The sequence below is a fragment of the Bacteroides sp. AM23-12 genome (assembly GCF_003434395.1).
GTDB lineage: Bacteria > Bacteroidota > Bacteroidia > Bacteroidales > Bacteroidaceae > Bacteroides > Bacteroides thetaiotaomicron.
Genome location: NZ_QTLF01000032.1, coordinates 1 through 17,052, shown reverse-complemented (window position 1 = coordinate 17,052; position 17,052 = coordinate 1). Strand labels below are relative to the sequence as shown.

The window sequence follows — 17,052 nt, the reverse complement described above, 5'->3', positions numbered from 1 at the left end:
CTATATTTATTTTTGCAAGTCATTTCGGGTTATTTTCCCTGATTCGAACCGTTTGAGATACTTCCGTGCTGATACCTATCATTCCCGTACCTCCATGTACATTACTGGGATATCTGAGAGGTTCGTTAATTGTTTCGTCATAAACGTCGGAATCGACTAGATTGAGTGCTTTCAGATAGTAATATTCTGTTTCCGTGATACTCAACAAACGGATGATGACATCCATTCCTTCATAATATCCGTTGTAATTGTTGTTGTATGGGATGGCGGGATCGTTGTAGACCGTCATTGTATAGGAGGTATCTCTAAATCGCGAATCATCAAAGACACCATAAATGTTTTTAGCTGTGTCGAACAGTCCGTTGTCTTCGTCATCTCCTGTGGAAGGTTGACCGTCTGTCAGTACTATGTCTTCGCGTCCGATAAATGAATAACTGATATGCTTTGTCCAGTGAAGATAATCTTCTCCTCCTTCTTCGTGGTTGTATCCCCATAGTCGCATTTGTTTATCTACTACAATGCGGTAGAAGTTTGCCTCGTTCGGGCGGTCTTTAAAAGTTATTTTGTAGCGCATGTAGTCTTGAGTATGTCCGTTTTGTGTTAGCGGGACGGTGAGCGTGTCGATGTTTTCTATTTTATCAAGGCGTTGCGGAACGGTGATTTCTGCCCAGGCATGATATTTGCCGTCATCGGTCATGGCATCAATACGCACTACTTCTCCCGAAGCAAATTTGCCTGTGATGTTGAACCGGCATTGCTTGTCATACTCAGTTTCCATCGGGAGTGGGCGCAAGGTCTCTCTTAACTCTCCGTTGACGTGAACCTCTACAGTGGCATTTTCAATGTGGTTGGCATAGTCTTTTCCCGTCAGGTTAAGGAATAAGACATTTGTCATACTGTCAGCGTTAATGAATGCATTCATTACCAATTTAGGAGGATTATCCTTTATATTAAAAGGGAGTTCATTTTCACAAGATACTGTCACCAGTATTATAACTAGCAGGATAAGCGGATGATATATATAAGTTTTCATGTTAACTTAGAATTTGTAAGTGTAAGTAAAAGATGGAATGCAGGGGAGCAGGGTATATTTTTTGATCACACTTTTTCCATCGTCATTATGAGAGCGAAATACCCATGCCGGATTCATGGAGTTGTATGCATTATAAAGACTGATGTTCCAGATACGCATTCCGTGCTTGGTCTTTTTATTGAAATTAATCCCTATGTTCAACCGGTGGCTCGCAGGTAGCCGGTAATTATTGCGATGTTCTATGTAATTGGCCTCTCCAACATTAGGGGAATTGTTATAAATAGGATTGTAGTAGTTATCGAATCCCAGAATAAAGCCATTGTTTGCTCCATTGCCAGGACGGATGATGGTTGTTTTTTCTTCGGGAATAGTACTGGTTCCTCCTGTGTAAAACACCCACGAGGCACCGATGTCAATGCGTTCGCTGAATTTATGGTTGAGAGTCAGATTAATATTATGGCGCCGATCATATTTGTATGGAAATCGCTCTCCATTGTTGATAGCACCTTTAGCAAATTTGCGGTCGCTTTTGGATAAGGTATAAGACAACCAGCCTGTTGTCTTCCCGAGCGTTTTTTGAGCCATAAATTCAATTCCCATCGAACGTCCTTTCCCCATTTCAACTTTGCTTTCCCATCCGGTGGAAGAACCGAAAAAACTGACTCCGTCTTTATATTCCAGCACATTGTACATGTCTTTGTAATAGCCTTCTACTGAGAACTCCCAACCTTTGATACCTGTATAATATCCTCCCAATGAATACTGGTGAGATCGCATCGGTTTGATTTTTTTTGTGACAGGCACCCATAAATCAGTAGGCATAGCGATGGGCATGGAAGAAAGCAGATGTACATATTGGCTCATCTTTGTATAAGATGCCTTGAGGATTACGTCTTTACTTAGTTGATAACGTGTTGAGACACGCGGCTGCAAAGAGAAATAACTTTGTTTTTGTACTTGAAACAGAGAAAAGTGTAATCCAAGATTAAGCCGTAGACGAGTACTGATTTTTAGGTTATCTTCTGCATAAGCTGATACTTCATGTGCATAAATCCGGCTGTTGTTCATACTGTGGTAAGTAGTGTCGCGAAATGCCTCAGAGTCTACCTTGTCTGATATTTTGGAGGTCATCACTTCCGGACGAAAACGGTGATAGATATATCCTGCTCCAAATTTAATATGGTGCATAGGAGATGGGTTGTAATCAAAATCTATCTGATAATTCCAGTCATTGATACCTGAACGATAGTCTGAAGAGTATCGGTTGATGAAGGTTGTGTTATTGGTGAGTGAATATTGATTATTCGAATATGCACTTACATTGAATAGGTAGTTGTTGTAGGAAACTGTCGTGTTGCTAAACAGGCGATTATTGAAAATGTAGTTCCATCTGGCGGAAATGATTGTGTTTCCCCAGTTCATTTTACTTCCGTCCTTGAAATCGCTATTATCATCATATTGGGTAGCGAAGTGATCTTTCCCGTTATAAGCACTCAGATATAAACGGCTCCGGTCGGAAAACTTGTGATTGATCTTTGCATTGATATCATAAAAGTAATAGTTGTATTTCTCATCATCGGGCATGAATGGCTTGGCTATTAAATCAATATACGAACGTCTGGCGGATATGTTGAATGATGTTTTGTCTTTCACAATCGGTCCTTCCAAATTTATTTTGCTGGTTAGCAAGCCGATACTGAGTGTCCCATGATATTTTTTCATATCCCCGTCATTGGTGCGTACGTCAATGACGGAAGAAAGGCGTCCGCCGAAGCGTGCAGGAAAGGAACTTTTAAATAAAGTGACCTTTTTGATAGCTTCAGGAGTAAAGACGGAAAAGAAGCCGAACATATGGTCTACGTTATATACCGGAGTTCCGTCAAGTAAGATCAGATTTTGGTCGGGACTGCCACCACGTATATATAATCCAGCCGATCCGTCTACTCCTGCCTGTACTCCGGGCATTAACTGAATGGCTTTCATTACATCTGATTCTCCTAATATACTTGGAGTATTCTTGATTTGCACCATTGGAATCTCGACAGCTCCCATCTGTGTGGCAACTGTCCCTGCTTCTGCTTTATCTGAAACGACCACTACTTCTTCTAATTGTGCGTTTCCTTTCATACGAATATTCAGCAGAGTATCTTGAGCAAGGGTGAAATGATGTGTTTCTGTGGTATATCCCAAATAAGAGAAACGTAATTCCGTTTCTCCTTCGGGCAGAGTGATACTATAAAAGCCGTAAGGATTGGTAGTAGTGCCTTGATATTGATGACTCTCAATGATATTAGTACCAATCAACGTCTCGGAAGACGTCCCGTCGGTAACATATCCGCTGATAGTAAACTTGCGGCTTACCGGCTTTTGCACCCTTTTCTTTTGCAGGAGAATGTATTTCTCAGAGAACTTGTAACTGATCGGTTCATCCTTGAATACGAGATCCAGTATCTCATGCAAAGGCATATCTTTCGCTTTCAGATTGATTTTATGGCTGATGCTGATTTCTTCACTGTAGATAAAAGAATATCCTGTAGAATTTTCGATTAACTTGACGAACTCCTTCAATGTAGCATTTCGCAATGTGATTGTGAGTCGGGCATTTGCATTCTGTGCGTATGCCTGTGCGGTGATAAGGATCACCATACCTATCAGAACGAGCGTTCTGACAGGCAGGTGTCCTTGGTGAATAGTTCTCATTTAGTCTAGTTTTTAGTAATAGTAATCTGTTGAGTGTTTCGTGAATAGTTGAAATAACCGGCATTATGCAGTACAGATAAAATCGCATCCAAGTCTTCTCCATTACGGAATCGCGCTGTGATCCGATAATTTTGCAAGGTTGAGTCGGCAATGTGAATCGTTGTTCCGAATGAGTTGGAAAGTTCGCGGGCAATCTCCTGCAACGGCAGATCATCGAATATGAACTCTCCATGGCGCCATGAAATTTCATCTCCGGCATTCTCCAGTACCTTGCGGGTAAGCTTTTGTTCCACCTTATTATATATAGCCACCTCATTCGGTTTCAGCACCATGCGTACTGAGTTGTTTTTATTGCTGACTGCAACCGACCCTGTTAATAAAGTCGTTTTTACATCCGGATTGTCGGGATAGGCGTCCACATTGAAGTGAGTGCCCAATACTTGAACGTCAATTGTTTCTGTCTGCACTATAAACGGATGCTTTGAGTCTTTACTTACTTCAAAATAGGCTTCTCCGCTCAACTCCACTTCCCGGTCATCCGATTTGAACCGTTCCGGATAGGAAAGGGAAGAATAATGGTTTAGCGTGACGGAAGTGCCGTCGGGCAGACGGACGGTACGTGTTTCTGCCAAAGTGCTAACAGTCTGTATGGTTGCCGGCTGCATGTACAGATAAGCTGTCCATACCGATAGAGACAGTAAAACTACTGCTGCCGCTGCCGCAAATGTGCGTGTCAGATACAACCGGTGGTTGCGGAAATTCAGCTTTTTCTCCAGCTGCGGATAGCTGGATGCTGCTGAAAAACGTCCTCTCGGTGAGCGGGTGGAAGCGATGAGTTTGTTCAGTATGTCTTCTAATTCTCTATCGGTATATTTCATATCTTTTTCTATTTAGCTTTCTTTCTAATTCCGTTTCAGCAGAATCGTCAGCTTGCTTACACTGCCTTCTTTCCACTGGGGAGTACAGGATAAGGTAATGTTCTGCTGTTTCAGTACCATCTTTTTGGGATATAACTTAATGGTGGTCGTTGCCGATTTCTGTCCCGCCTTGATGGTGACTTTGGTTTCTGTCAGTTTCATAATCGGTGCCTGTCCCGCCGGCAAAGCAGGAGTGGCAAGTAGCACTGTCCTGTCTTCTTTGGATTTGTCGGTGGCAATAATTTTAATCTGCAACTCACTCTCGGATTGATTCTTGTCACATTCTACTGTTCGGGTAGATTTTTCAAATCCTACATAATCCTTAGGATAATTGTCATTGTCGTTGTTGCAGGAAAATAGGCTCAGGCATGCTGTTAAAAGGACAAAGAGTCCAACGTTTGCGTCATTAAACTTTTTCATCATTCAATCTTTTTTAGTGATTAATCGGTTTATTTGCTGATAAAGACCGGAGATTGACAGAAACTCCCTACGCCTTTTGTGCAAATAAAAGTTAATATAAAAAAGAAGTGCTGAACGGTTCGGGTGATATCCGGTTACCCACTGGACGAAATCATCTCTTTCAGCCGGGTGACAGCTTTTTGTAGCTGGGCATCAACTGTCTTTATGCTGATATCCAATTCTTCTGCTACTTGGGCATAACTTTGTTTTTCTTCACGGATACGGATGAATATTTCCCGGCAACGTTCCGGAAGCCGGTCGAGTGCTTTCACATAGATTGCAAACAGTTCTTCACTGATTAATGACTCTTCCGGAGAATAACTTCGTTCCTGTGGCTCCGGCAGGGAATCGGAATGGATGGTGGCGTACTTCGACTCTTTTTCCAGATAATTGAGAGAAGCGTTCTTGACCAGAATAAAGCAATAGTCCTCGATGTTTTTCACATCAAGAAGGGTGTCGCGCTGCTTCCAGAGTTTGAGGAAGATGTCGAGTACGATTTCCTGCGACCATTCTTCCTGTTTCACATAATAGTAGGCTATGCGGAAGAGTCGGTCGTAAGTCATGTTATAGAAGTCGCGGAAGGCTGTTTGCGAGTCCAGTTCCTTCATTTGCCGTAATAACTTCCTTACTTCTGATTCGGTCATCGGCTGATCGTTTAGTTTTTTAATTTACCCAAAGCAAGTCGCTCATAATGCTGTCGGAGATGAAAATTCCTTCCCGTGTCAGGCGTAAAGCCCCCTCGTGCACTTCCAGTTTCCCATTTTCCAGATAGGGGGCAGACATTTTCCGGCAATATTCCCACAGTTCATTACCGAACTCTTGTTTTAGTTTTTCTATAGGTGTTCCCCATACGGTGCGTATGGTGGTAATGATAAATTCGTTGTAACGGGTCGTTTGGTTTAGATTTTCTGTCTCAAAGTCGCGTTGGTTTCTTTCTATACCTTTTATATATAGGTCGATGGAAGATACGTTCCATTCGCGTGTTGCTCCATTGAATGAATGTGCGGACGGTCCGCAGCCCAAATATGGTATTCCCCTCCAGTACGAAGTATTGTGACGGGAGTATTTGTCGGGGCGGCAGAAATTGGATATTTCATAATGCTCGTATCCTGCATTCTGCAAATGTTCGATCAGCAATGTAAAGAACTGCAGACTGGAATCTTCGTCTACTTCCTCTATCTGATGCTGCTTCAACATATTATATATAGGTGTATCTTCTTCGTAAGTCAAATGGTAAGCAGAAATATGCTCTACATCCAGGCGGATAGCTTGCCGGAGGTCGTTTTCCCACCGTCCCTTTGTTTCGCCCGGCAGTCCGTAAATCAGATCAATGCTGATATTCTGAAATCCCGCTTCTCTGCACCTGCGAACAGCTTCGATGGCTGTTTGGGAATTATGGCGACGTTTCAGTAATCGTAGTGTCGTATCATCAAAAGTCTGTATCCCCATGCTGATACGGTTGAAAGGGAGCGAGGATAACATCTTTAGATATTCCTGTGACAGATCGTCCGGATTGGCTTCCAGAGTAATCTCCCGGCAGTGTTCCATTCCGTAATTTTCCCGTATAGTTTCAAAGATGCGTTTAAAATCAGCTTCCTCCAGTTGAGAGGGAGTTCCTCCTCCGAAATAAATGGTTTCTATAGGTTCGCCTTTCAGATATTCTTTCCGCATTCCCAGTTCATGGCAGAGGGCGTGCACATAACGCGTCTTTAATTCGCTGCGGGTAGTCGAATAAAAATCGCAATAGATGCAACGTGTCTTACAAAAGGGGATATGAAGATAAATACCTGCCATAGTAGATGTTTAGTTTGTTACCAATTGATTATAGCCTGCAAATTTAAACCTTTTTTCTGAGCTATTGATACAATTAACGGGAATTAGGTATAAGTTTGGCCTGCCTGGTAACCATAAAACGGACCTTATGTTACATAACATTGTTTAGTAACACTGTCATAAATATTGCTTTTCCCCCAATAAATCCCTAATTTGCGCAACACTAAATTAATGGTATGCGAGAAACATACTGAGTAATTACTAAAATCTTATATATTATGAAAGTATATCAGACTAATGAAATTAAGAACATTGCCTTGTTGGGAAGTTCTGGCTCTGGGAAAACCACTCTCGTGGAAGCGATGCTTTTCGAGAGTGGTGTTATAAAACGTCGCGGATCTGTTGCCGCAAAAAACACAGTTAGCGATTATTTCCCTGTTGAACAAGAGTATGGTTACTCCGTTTTCTCTACCGTTCTCCACGTAGAATGGAACAATAAAAAGCTTAATATTATAGACTGTCCGGGTTCGGACGACTTCGTTGGCAGTACGGTAACTGCACTTAATGTGACCGACACAGCAATTATTCTTCTCAATGGCCAATACGGCGTCGAAGTCGGTACACAAAATCACTTCCGATACACTGAAAAATTGAATAAGCCAGTTATTTTTCTAGTCAACCAGCTTGATAATGAAAAATGCGACTATGATAATATCCTCGAACAACTGAAAGAAGCGTATGGATCTAAGGTGGTTCCCATCCAGTATCCTATTGCTACCGGTCCGGGCTTTAATGCCTTGATTGACGTATTGTTGATGAAAAAATATTCGTGGAGACCCGAAGGCGGTGCTCCTACGATTGAAGATATACCGGCAGAAGAAATGGATAAGGCTATGGAAATGCATAAAGCATTGGTAGAAGCCGCTGCCGAAAATGACGAAGGACTGATGGAGAAATTCTTCGAACAAGATTCTCTGACAGAAGATGAAATGCGTGAAGGTATCCGTAAGGGCTTGATCGCCAGAGGTATGTTCCCTGTATTCTGTGTTTGCGGTGGTAAGGACATGGGCGTTCGCCGTCTGATGGAATTCCTTGGCAACGTAGTTCCTTTCGTGTCTGAAATGCCGAAAGTGGAAAACACAGATGGTAAGGAAGTGGCTCCGGACGTAAACGGTCCCGAATCTTTATATTTCTTCAAGACGAGTGTCGAGCCGCATATCGGTGAAGTATCTTACTTTAAAGTAATGAGCGGCAAGGTTCGTGAAGGTGATGACTTGCTGAATGCCGACCGTGGTTCGAAAGAACGTATCGCTCAGATTTATGTCGTAGCCGGTGGTAACCGTGTGAAAGTGGAAGAACTTCAGGCGGGTGATATTGGTGCTGCCGTAAAACTGAAAGATGTGAAGACAGGCAATACACTCAACGGTAAAGACTGCGATTATAAATTCAACTTTATCAAATATCCGAATTCTAAATATTCTCGTGCTATCAAACCGGTGAACGAAGCGGACGTGGAAAAGATGATGACCATCTTGAATCGTATGCGTGAAGAAGATCCGACATGGGTGATCGAGCAATCGAAAGAGTTGAAGCAAACACTGGTACACGGACAGGGAGAATTCCATTTGCGTACGTTGAAGTGGCGTCTGGAAAATAATGAAAAACTTCAGGTTAAATTTGAGGAACCGAAGATTCCGTATCGTGAAACGATTACGAAGGCTGCCCGTGCCGACTATCGTCATAAGAAACAATCCGGTGGTGCTGGTCAGTTTGGTGAAGTTCACCTGATCGTTGAACCTTATAAAGAAGGTATGCCTGTGCCCGATACTTACAAGTTTAATGGACAGGAATTTAAGATTACCGTGAGAGGCACTGAAGAAATTCCATTGGAATGGGGCGGTAAGCTGGTATTTATTAACAGTATCGTAGGTGGCTCTATTGATGCCCGTTTCTTGCCTGCTATTATGAAAGGTATCATGTCACGCCTGGAACAAGGTCCGTTGACAGGTTCGTATGCCCGTGACGTACGTGTAATCGTATATGACGGTAAGATGCACCCGGTAGACTCAAATGAAATCTCCTTTATGCTTGCCGGACGTAACGCATTCAGTGAAGCCTTCAAGAATGCCGGTCCGAAGATTTTGGAACCGATTTATGATGTGGAAGTATTTGTTCCGTCCGACAGAATGGGTGATGTGATGGGAGATCTTCAAGGGCGCCGTGCCATGATTATGGGTATGAGCAGCGAAAAAGGTTTCGAGAAACTTGTTGCTAAAGTACCTTTGAAGGAAATGTCTTCATATTCGACAGCGCTTAGTTCACTTACCGGCGGACGTGCTTCATTTATCATGAAGTTTGCTAGTTATGAACTTGTTCCGACAGATGTTCAGGATAAGTTGATTAAGGATTTTGAAGCTAAACAAACAGAGGAATAAACTATAATTCTCTCAAAACTGTTAAAACCGTTGTCTTTTTTAAGTAAAAGGCAGCGGTTTTTGTTTAACTATGATTAATAAAGATGGAAAATCGCAAGGAAAAGATTTAATTTTTTATTAAATTTGCAAACCAAAGGAGGAGTTATATTGTTGTAGTAATCAGAATACAACCTAAATAGCTCTTTACGGTTAATTTCCGGGAACTTCCGGTTAAATCAAGTTAATGTGTTAGGAGTGTTAATTAGGGAGTGTTAATTTTGTTGCTATGAAGAAGTCAACAATTTGGATATTAAGTATTGTAATGGGGCTTTCTTTCCTTAGTCTGTTGTATTTGCAGGTCAGTTATATAGAGGAAATGATGAAAACCCGGAAGGAGCAATTTGATTCGGCTGTGCGCAACAGTTTGGATCAGGTTTCCAAGGATGTAGAATATGCAGAAACTATGCGCTGGTTGGTTGAGGATATTTCGGATGCTGAAAGAAAAGCGCTGACTGAAAACAATACTTCATTAGGGCAGAATAATGTAGTTCGGGGGACACAGCGATTTCAAGTGAAGTCACGGGATGGCAAGATTATTTCTGACTTTGAATTGAGGGTGATGAAGATCAAACCGTCTGAACTTCCTAAAGCGATGGTACGTGGACGAAACACGATTCCTCAGACTTCTAATTCGATGTTGGAAGCTATCAAGAATCGCTATATGTATCAGCGGGCACTGTTGGATGAAGTAGTGTTGGACATGATTAGACGTGCGAGTGACAAGTCGATTGGTGATAGAGTACGGTTCAGGGACCTTGACGATTATCTGAAATCGAACTTATATAATAATGGTATAGACTTGCCTTATCATTTTGCAGTGATTGACAAGGATGGACGTGAAGTATACCGTTGTGCAGATTATGAAGCAAAAGGAAGTGAAGAATCCTATCAGCAGGCATTGTTTAAAAACGACCCGCCTGCAAAGATGAGTATTCTGAAAGTGCATTTCCCGGGAAAGAAGGATTATATTTTTGATTCGATCAGTTTCATGATTCCGTCACTGATATTTACGTTGGTGTTGTTGGTGACATTCATCTTTACGATTTATATCGTATTCCGCCAGAAGAAGTTGACGGAGATGAAGAATGACTTTGTCAATAACATGACGCATGAGTTCAAGACGCCGATATCGACTATCTCGCTGGCAGCGCAGATGTTGAAGGACCCCGCGGTAGCAAAATCACCGCAAATGTTCCAGCATATATCGGGAGTCATAAATGATGAGACCAAGCGCTTGCGCTTTCAAGTGGAAAAGGTACTGCAGATGTCAATGTTCGACCGGCAGAAGGCAACACTGAAGATGAAGGAAATTGATGCAAATGAACTGATTTCGGGAGTGATCAATACCTTTGCACTGAAAGTAGAACGATATAATGGTAAGATAACATCGAACCTTGAGGCAGCCGATCCTGTTATATTTGCAGATGAAATGCATCTTACCAATGTGATCTTCAATCTGATGGATAATGCGGTGAAGTATAAGAAAGCGGAAGAAGATCTGGAACTGAAAGTGAAAACGTGGAATGAATCGGGAAAACTGATGATTTCGATACAGGATAACGGTATCGGTATCAAAAAGGAAAACCTGAAAAAGATATTTGAAAAGTTCTATCGTGTGCATACGGGTAATCTGCACGATGTGAAGGGCTTTGGACTGGGGCTGGCTTATGTGAAGAAAATTATTACCGATCATAAGGGGACCATTAGAGCAGAAAGCGACCTGAACGTAGGAACTAAATTTATTATTGCATTACCTTTATTAAAAAATAATTGATATGGACGAGAAACTGCGTATTTTATTATGCGAGGATGACGAAAATCTTGGCATGCTTTTAAGAGAATATTTACAGGCAAAAGGTTATTCTGCTGAGTTATATCCTGATGGAGAAGCCGGTTATAAGGCTTTCTTGAAGAATAAATATGACTTGTGCGTGTTTGACGTTATGATGCCTAAAAAGGATGGCTTTACGTTGGCACAGGATGTCCGTGCTGCGAATGCTGAGATACCTATCATCTTCCTGACTGCAAAAACGCTGAAAGAAGATATCCTGGAAGGATTTAAGATTGGTGCGGATGATTATATCACGAAACCATTCAGTATGGAAGAGTTGACTTTCAGAATTGAAGCTATCTTGAGACGTGTTCGTGGAAAGAAGAACAAAGAAAGCAATATCTACAAGATCGGTAAGTTTACTTTCGATACTCAGAAACAAATTCTGGCTACAGAAGGCAAGCAGACGAAGCTGACTACCAAAGAATCTGAACTTCTCGGACTGCTTTGTGCACACGCTAATGAAATTCTGCAACGTGACTTTGCTCTGAAGACTATCTGGATTGATGATAACTACTTCAATGCCCGTAGTATGGATGTGTATATTACGAAGTTGCGTAAGCACCTGAAAGAAGATGACTCTATCGAGATTATCAATATTCACGGAAAAGGCTATAAGCTGATCACACCGGAAGTTGAATCTTAATGAGTACTCCGATAACCAAAAATAAAAAATCCCGGAAACATTCGTTCCCGGGATTTTTTATTGATTTCTAATAAATTAATCAGCGATCTTCTTATTAATGACAATATAAGAAATGAGTCCCAGTACTACGAGGAATACTGAACTGCCCAAAACCGCGTTGTTGTTTACATTGCCGGTAAAGGAACAAGCCAACAGGATGACCACTCCGATCAAGATTAATATCAATCCCAAATTCTTTAATAAGCCTTTCATGCGTGTGTATTTTAATAGATTATAATATTCCAGTCACAAATTAAAGCATAATTCTTTAACGGGCGAAATAATTTAGGTGAAAAATCCATTATAAAGACAGATTTAGTGGATTTTATGAATTAAACGATTGTTTTTCTGTTTAGTCTTTGGTATTGTAGAATACCTTTTTTAAGACCTCTTGCCCGATGCTCAGTTCTTCGAGAGTGATGCCATGCAGAGCTTCCTTCAGTGTCTGCCCCGCAATGATGCGTGCTTTCTCTTCCAGTTCTTTTCCGTCTTTTGTCAGGTGGATCAGATTGGTGCGGCGATCTTTTTTGTCGGAAATACGTACTACAAGATGCTGCCGTTCCATGTTATCTATGAGGCGGGTCATACTGGGTTTGTCTTTAAAAGTTGCATTGCACAACTCTTGTTGTGTAACGCCGTCTTTTTCCCATAGAAAAATGAGAACCGTCCATTGTTCCGGGCTGATTTCCAGACCGTTCTGACGGAAATTGCGATATAGCTTCCGGTTGATTGCTGCGGAAACCTTACCATTTAGGATGGCGAATATAAGCCGGATATCGAAATTAAATTGCTCTATCATGAAATTATTGTTTAAACAACTTTGCAAAGGTAAGCCACTTCCTGGATAATTCCTACATTAGGATACAAAAAAAGATTAAATATTTGTAGTTCAAAATAAAATGCCTAACTTTGCACCCGCATTTTAAAATAAAATAAATTATTTATTTAATTAAACGAGTATGAATCAATACGAAACCGTTTTCATTTTAACTCCCGTTTTGTCTGATGTTCAGATGAAGGAAGCGGTAGAAAAATTCAAAGGTATTCTTCAAGCTGAAGGTGCTGAGATTATCAATGAAGAAAACTGGGGACTGAAGAAATTGGCTTATCCAATTCAGAAGAAGTCAACAGGTTTTTATCAATTGGTTGAGTTCAATGCAGATCCTACTGTCATTGACAAGTTGGAACTTAACTTCCGTCGTGATGAACGCGTTATCCGCTTCTTGACTTTCAAAATGGACAAGTATGCTGCGGAATATGCTGCTAAAAGAAGAAGTGTTAAATCAAACAAAAAGGAGGATTAATCATGGCACAACAGACTCAATCAGAAATCAGATATTTAACTCCGCCCTCAGTAGACGTTAAGAAGAAAAAATACTGTCGTTTCAAAAAGAGTGGTATCCGTTATATCGACTACAAAGATCCTGAATTCTTGAAGAAATTCTTGAACGAACAAGGAAAGATTCTTCCACGTCGTATCACTGGTACTTCTTTGAAGTTCCAACGTCGTATCGCACAGGCTGTGAAGAGAGCTCGTCACTTGGCATTGTTGCCTTATGTAACTGACATGATGAAATAAGAAGGAGGAAAAGTATGGAAATTATATTGAAAGAAGACATCGTAAACTTGGGTTATAAGAACGATATCGTAAACGTGAAATCCGGATACGGTCGTAATTATCTGATCCCGACTGGAAAAGCTATCATCGCTTCTCCTTCTGCAAAGAAAATGTTGGCTGAAGACTTGAAACAACGTGCTCACAAACTTGAGAAAATCAAGAAGGATGCTGAAGCATTGGCTGCTAAGTTGGAAGGCGTTTCTTTGACTATTGCAACAAAAGTTAGTTCAACAGGTACTATCTTCGGTTCTGTAAGCAATATCCAGATTGCTGAAGCATTGGCAAAACTGGGTCACGAAATTGACAGAAAGATCATCGTTGTAAAAGACGCAGTGAAAGAAGTTGGTAACTACAAAGCTATCGTTAAACTTCACAAGGAAGTTTCTGTAGAAATTCCTTTCGAAGTAGTTGCTGAATAAGAGCAAATTTACTTCATATATTAAAAAAGCGATTTGTTCTGATGGATAAATCGCTTTTTTTTATCATCTTTGCTAGTAATATGAAATTCAACCGTTGTTATCTGAAGAGAATCGTTTTGCTGTTCCTGGTTGCTCTGGGAATCGGCAATGCTCTTTATGCAAATAACGAATTGAAAATACTGGCTGACTCTCTGCATAAAATGATAGATGCGAAGCCTCTCTTCGTCCAGAAGAAAGAGCAGCGAATCGCCCGGATTAAATGTTTACTGAAGGACTCTGGGCTGACTCCCGATCGGGAATATAAGGTGAATCTCCAATTATACAATGAGTATAAGAAATTTAATATAGACTCTGCCATTCATTATGTCGACCGGAACCTTGAAATCGCTCGTCAGTTAAATAGAAACTATTTGAAATACCAGTCTTCTTTGCAACTCAGCCTTGTATATTCCATGTGCGGCAGATATAGAGATGCAGAATTACTTCTCGAAAAAATGAAGCCATCAGAACTTCCTCGTTCATTATTAGCTACTTATTATGATACATATGCCCGTTTTTGGGAGTATTATTCGATTTCTGCTACCAATAATCAGTACGGAAAAAAACGGGAAGTTTATCAGGATTCACTGTATGCTCTTATGGATCATACTTCCTTTGACTATAAATTGTCACGGGCTTATTCTTATGCAGGACGCGATTCAACAAAGGCGATCAAGATTTTGGATGAGTTGCTGAATGCTGAGGAGATAGGAACTCCTAATTATGCGATGATTACTCATTCGTATGCCATGTTGAGCCGCTATTTGAAAAGAGAGGATGATGCGAAGAAATATCTTATGATGTCCGCCATTGCTGATATTCAGAATGCCACACGTGAAACGGCCTCCTTGCAGGCACTTGCACTGATACAATATGAGGAAAATAATTTAGCGGATGCTTTCAAATTTACTCAGTCGGCTATTGATGATGTAGTTTCCTCCGGCATTCATTTCCGGGCAATGGAAATCTATAAATTCTATTCTATCATTAATACGGCTTATCAGACGGAAGAAGCTAGGTCTAAATCGAATCTGATTACTTTTCTTATCTCAACCAGCGTTTCTCTTTTTCTTTTAATCGTGTTGGTTGTGTTTATTTATATTCAGATGAAAAAAACGTTGCGGATGAAACGGGCGCTGGCACAAAGTAACGAGGAGCTTCTGAGATTGAACGACAAACTGAACAGCATGAATAGTGAGTTGAATGATAAGAATGATGAACTGTGCGAGATTAATAATATAAAGGAGCATTATATCGCTCAGTTTTTCGACGTGTGCTTCAGCTATATTCATAAAATGGAGAAGTATCAGAATATGCTGTATAAAATAGCCATTAATAAGTGCTATGAGGAACTGATTAAAAAGCTGAAATCTTCCGCATTGATTGATGATGAACTTGATGCTCTGTATACTCGCTTCGATAGAGTCTTTTTGAATTTATATCCGACTTTTGTTTCAGATTTCAATGCTTTACTGAAAGATGACGAGAAGATCATTCTTAAGCAGGACGCTTTGTTGAACAGGGAACTTCGTATCTATGCATTGTTACGTTTGGGTATTACGGATAGCGGGAAGATTGCCAACTTCCTTCGTTGCTCTACAAGTACTGTTTATAATTATCGTACTAAAATGCGTAACAAGGCTGCAGTGGACCGGGATGAATTTGAAAATGAAATTATGAAAATCTGACCAATATAAACGAATTTGTGCCATCCAATAAATAAAATGCTTTCCAAACAATCTACATTTTTTATATTCCTAAATGATTGTAAGTTGTTGATTTGTAAGGTTTAATATTATTTTATAATCTACATAAAGTTGTGTAGACTAAATAAAGCGTTATTTATTTGGCTAGTTTTGCGATATCAGTTTTCGAACAATCTGCCTACAGATGAAAATTGATACCTTTTATGTTGTTTGTACTTAAATTCGCAATTTTTTATGGATGCACAATTTTCACTTGACACAAAAATAAAAGTAGGAATAATCGGTTTCGGTAGAATGGGAAGATTCTATTGGGAGGCGATGCGGAAAAGCGGGCGATGGGAGATTGCCTATATTTGCGATACAGATCCTACCACGCGCGAACTTGCTAAAAAAATATCTCCTGAATCTCGTGTAGTAGAGAATGACCAAAAAATCTTTGAAGACGAGAGTGTACAGGTTGTCGGGCTCTTCACATTGGCAGACTCAAGGCTCGAACAAATAGAAAAGGCTATTCGGTACGGAAAACATATCATCGCAGAAAAACCCGTTGCAGATACGATGGAAAAGGAGTGGAAGGTGGTGGATATGATAGAAAACTCCAATGTACTTTCTACGGTGAACTTATATCTGCGAAATTCTTGGTATCATAATCTGATGAAGGAATATATTCAGAAGGGAGAAATAGGTGAGTTGGCCATTATTCGTATTTGCCACATGACTCCGGGACTGGCACCGGGTGAAGGACACGAATATGAAGGCCCTGCTTTCCATGATTGTGGAATGCATTATGTTGACATCGTTCGCTGGTATGCCGAAAGTGAATATAGAACATGGAATGCACAAGGCGTGAACATGTGGAATTATAAAGATCCCTGGTGGGTACAATGTCACGGAACTTTTCAAAATGGCGTAGTCTTTGATATAACCCAGGGTTTTGTCTATGGACAATTATCGAAAGATCAGACGCACAATTCTTATGTAGATATTATAGGTACGGAAGGTATCGTGCGTATGACGCATGATTTCAAAACAGCTGTCGTCGATTTACACGGAGTACATCAGACACTTCGTGTGGAAAAACCTTTTGGTGGTAAGAATATTGACGTGCTGTGCGATTTGTTCGCCGATTCCATATTGACCGGTAAGCGAAACCCTCGTTTGCCTTTAATGTATGACTCGACTATTGCATCCGAATATGCGTGGAAGTTCCTGCAGGATGCTCGTATGAATGACTTGCCGGCTATTGGCAATTTACAGACTCTTGAACAAATACGCGAACGCAGAAAAAACATGAAAAATGGATATGGGTTGCTGCATAGTAATCCACCACAAATAACTAACTCCTTAAAATAATAAAACCATGTCAGACTTTTCAAGAAGAAAATTTCTTAAAACGGG

General features: G+C 40.7%; 16 protein-coding genes. 8 read left to right on the top strand and 8 right to left on the bottom strand.

Features of this window, described 5'->3' with window-relative positions; genetic code table 11:
• Positions 1-19: 19 nt before the first annotated feature.
• From DW640_RS19310 to hemW, 6 genes are all read right to left on the bottom strand, one after another.
• Positions 20-1,033: a DUF4249 domain-containing protein gene (locus tag DW640_RS19310; RefSeq protein ID WP_048695576.1), complete on the bottom strand. Its 1,014-nt coding sequence runs from the start codon at positions 1,031-1,033 to the stop codon at positions 20-22.
• 6 nt (positions 1,034-1,039) lie between these two features.
• Complete coding sequence (locus tag DW640_RS19305; RefSeq protein WP_072066175.1) at positions 1,040-3,733, bottom strand: TonB-dependent receptor; 2,694 nt, start codon at positions 3,731-3,733, stop codon at positions 1,040-1,042.
• Positions 3,734-3,738: 5 nt separating this feature from the next.
• Complete coding sequence (locus DW640_RS19300) at positions 3,739-4,611, bottom strand: FecR family protein (protein ID WP_061473209.1); 873 nt, start codon at positions 4,609-4,611, stop codon at positions 3,739-3,741.
• Positions 4,612-4,635: 24 nt separating this feature from the next.
• Complete coding sequence (locus DW640_RS19295) at positions 4,636-5,070, bottom strand: hypothetical protein (protein ID WP_008763954.1); 435 nt, start codon at positions 5,068-5,070, stop codon at positions 4,636-4,638.
• A gap of 134 nt (positions 5,071-5,204) precedes the next feature.
• Positions 5,205-5,753: an RNA polymerase sigma-70 factor gene (locus tag DW640_RS19290; protein ID WP_061473208.1), complete on the bottom strand. Its 549-nt coding sequence runs from the start codon at positions 5,751-5,753 to the stop codon at positions 5,205-5,207.
• 19 nt (positions 5,754-5,772) lie between these two features.
• Positions 5,773-6,903, bottom strand: a complete 1,131-nt coding sequence (hemW, locus tag DW640_RS19285; RefSeq protein WP_016268618.1) for a radical SAM family heme chaperone HemW — start codon at positions 6,901-6,903, stop codon at positions 5,773-5,775.
• Between the two features lie 257 nt (positions 6,904-7,160).
• Here hemW and DW640_RS19280 point away from each other — a divergent pair, with 257 nt between their 5' ends.
• The 3 genes from DW640_RS19280 (at position 7,161) to DW640_RS19270 (ending at position 11,833) form a co-directional block, all read left to right on the top strand.
• Entirely contained in the window at positions 7,161-9,317 is a 2,157-nt protein-coding gene (locus tag DW640_RS19280) for a translation factor GTPase family protein (RefSeq protein WP_008759735.1), read from the top strand.
• A gap of 265 nt (positions 9,318-9,582) precedes the next feature.
• Positions 9,583-11,130 carry a HAMP domain-containing sensor histidine kinase gene (locus DW640_RS19275; RefSeq protein WP_008759736.1) on the top strand — a complete coding sequence of 516 codons (1,548 nt, stop codon included), beginning with the start codon at positions 9,583-9,585 and terminating at the stop codon, positions 11,128-11,130.
• A 1-nt stretch (position 11,131) separates the two neighbouring features.
• The gene (locus tag DW640_RS19270; RefSeq protein ID WP_005678712.1) at positions 11,132-11,833 is read left to right on the top strand and encodes a response regulator transcription factor; all 702 of its coding nucleotides are present in this window, start codon (positions 11,132-11,134) and stop codon (positions 11,831-11,833) included.
• Positions 11,834-11,908: 75 nt separating this feature from the next.
• Here the strand turns inward: DW640_RS19270 and DW640_RS23815 are convergent, their stop codons facing one another.
• Both DW640_RS23815 and DW640_RS19265 read right to left on the bottom strand, forming a co-directional pair.
• Positions 11,909-12,085, bottom strand: a complete 177-nt coding sequence (locus tag DW640_RS23815; protein WP_008759737.1) for a hypothetical protein — start codon at positions 12,083-12,085, stop codon at positions 11,909-11,911.
• Between the two features lie 139 nt (positions 12,086-12,224).
• Positions 12,225-12,671: a MarR family winged helix-turn-helix transcriptional regulator gene (locus DW640_RS19265; protein ID WP_008759738.1), complete on the bottom strand. Its 447-nt coding sequence runs from the start codon at positions 12,669-12,671 to the stop codon at positions 12,225-12,227.
• 160 nt (positions 12,672-12,831) lie between these two features.
• Here DW640_RS19265 and rpsF point away from each other — a divergent pair, with 160 nt between their 5' ends.
• The 5 genes from rpsF to DW640_RS19240 all read left to right on the top strand — a co-directional run bounded on the left by rpsF (position 12,832) and on the right by DW640_RS19240 (position 17,007).
• Positions 12,832-13,176, top strand: coding sequence for a 30S ribosomal protein S6 (gene rpsF / locus DW640_RS19260; protein WP_008759739.1), 345 nt, complete (start codon positions 12,832-12,834; stop codon positions 13,174-13,176).
• A gap of 2 nt (positions 13,177-13,178) precedes the next feature.
• Complete coding sequence (gene rpsR, locus DW640_RS19255) at positions 13,179-13,451, top strand: 30S ribosomal protein S18 (RefSeq protein ID WP_008759740.1); 273 nt, start codon at positions 13,179-13,181, stop codon at positions 13,449-13,451.
• Positions 13,452-13,465: 14 nt separating this feature from the next.
• Entirely contained in the window at positions 13,466-13,909 is a 444-nt protein-coding gene (gene rplI / locus DW640_RS19250) for a 50S ribosomal protein L9 (RefSeq protein WP_008759741.1), read from the top strand.
• 80 nt (positions 13,910-13,989) lie between these two features.
• Positions 13,990-15,636: a DUF6377 domain-containing protein gene (locus DW640_RS19245; RefSeq protein ID WP_048695597.1), complete on the top strand. Its 1,647-nt coding sequence runs from the start codon at positions 13,990-13,992 to the stop codon at positions 15,634-15,636.
• Positions 15,637-15,888: 252 nt separating this feature from the next.
• The gene (locus tag DW640_RS19240; RefSeq protein WP_008759743.1) at positions 15,889-17,007 is read left to right on the top strand and encodes a Gfo/Idh/MocA family protein; all 1,119 of its coding nucleotides are present in this window, start codon (positions 15,889-15,891) and stop codon (positions 17,005-17,007) included.
• The last annotated feature ends 45 nt before the right edge of the window (positions 17,008-17,052 follow it).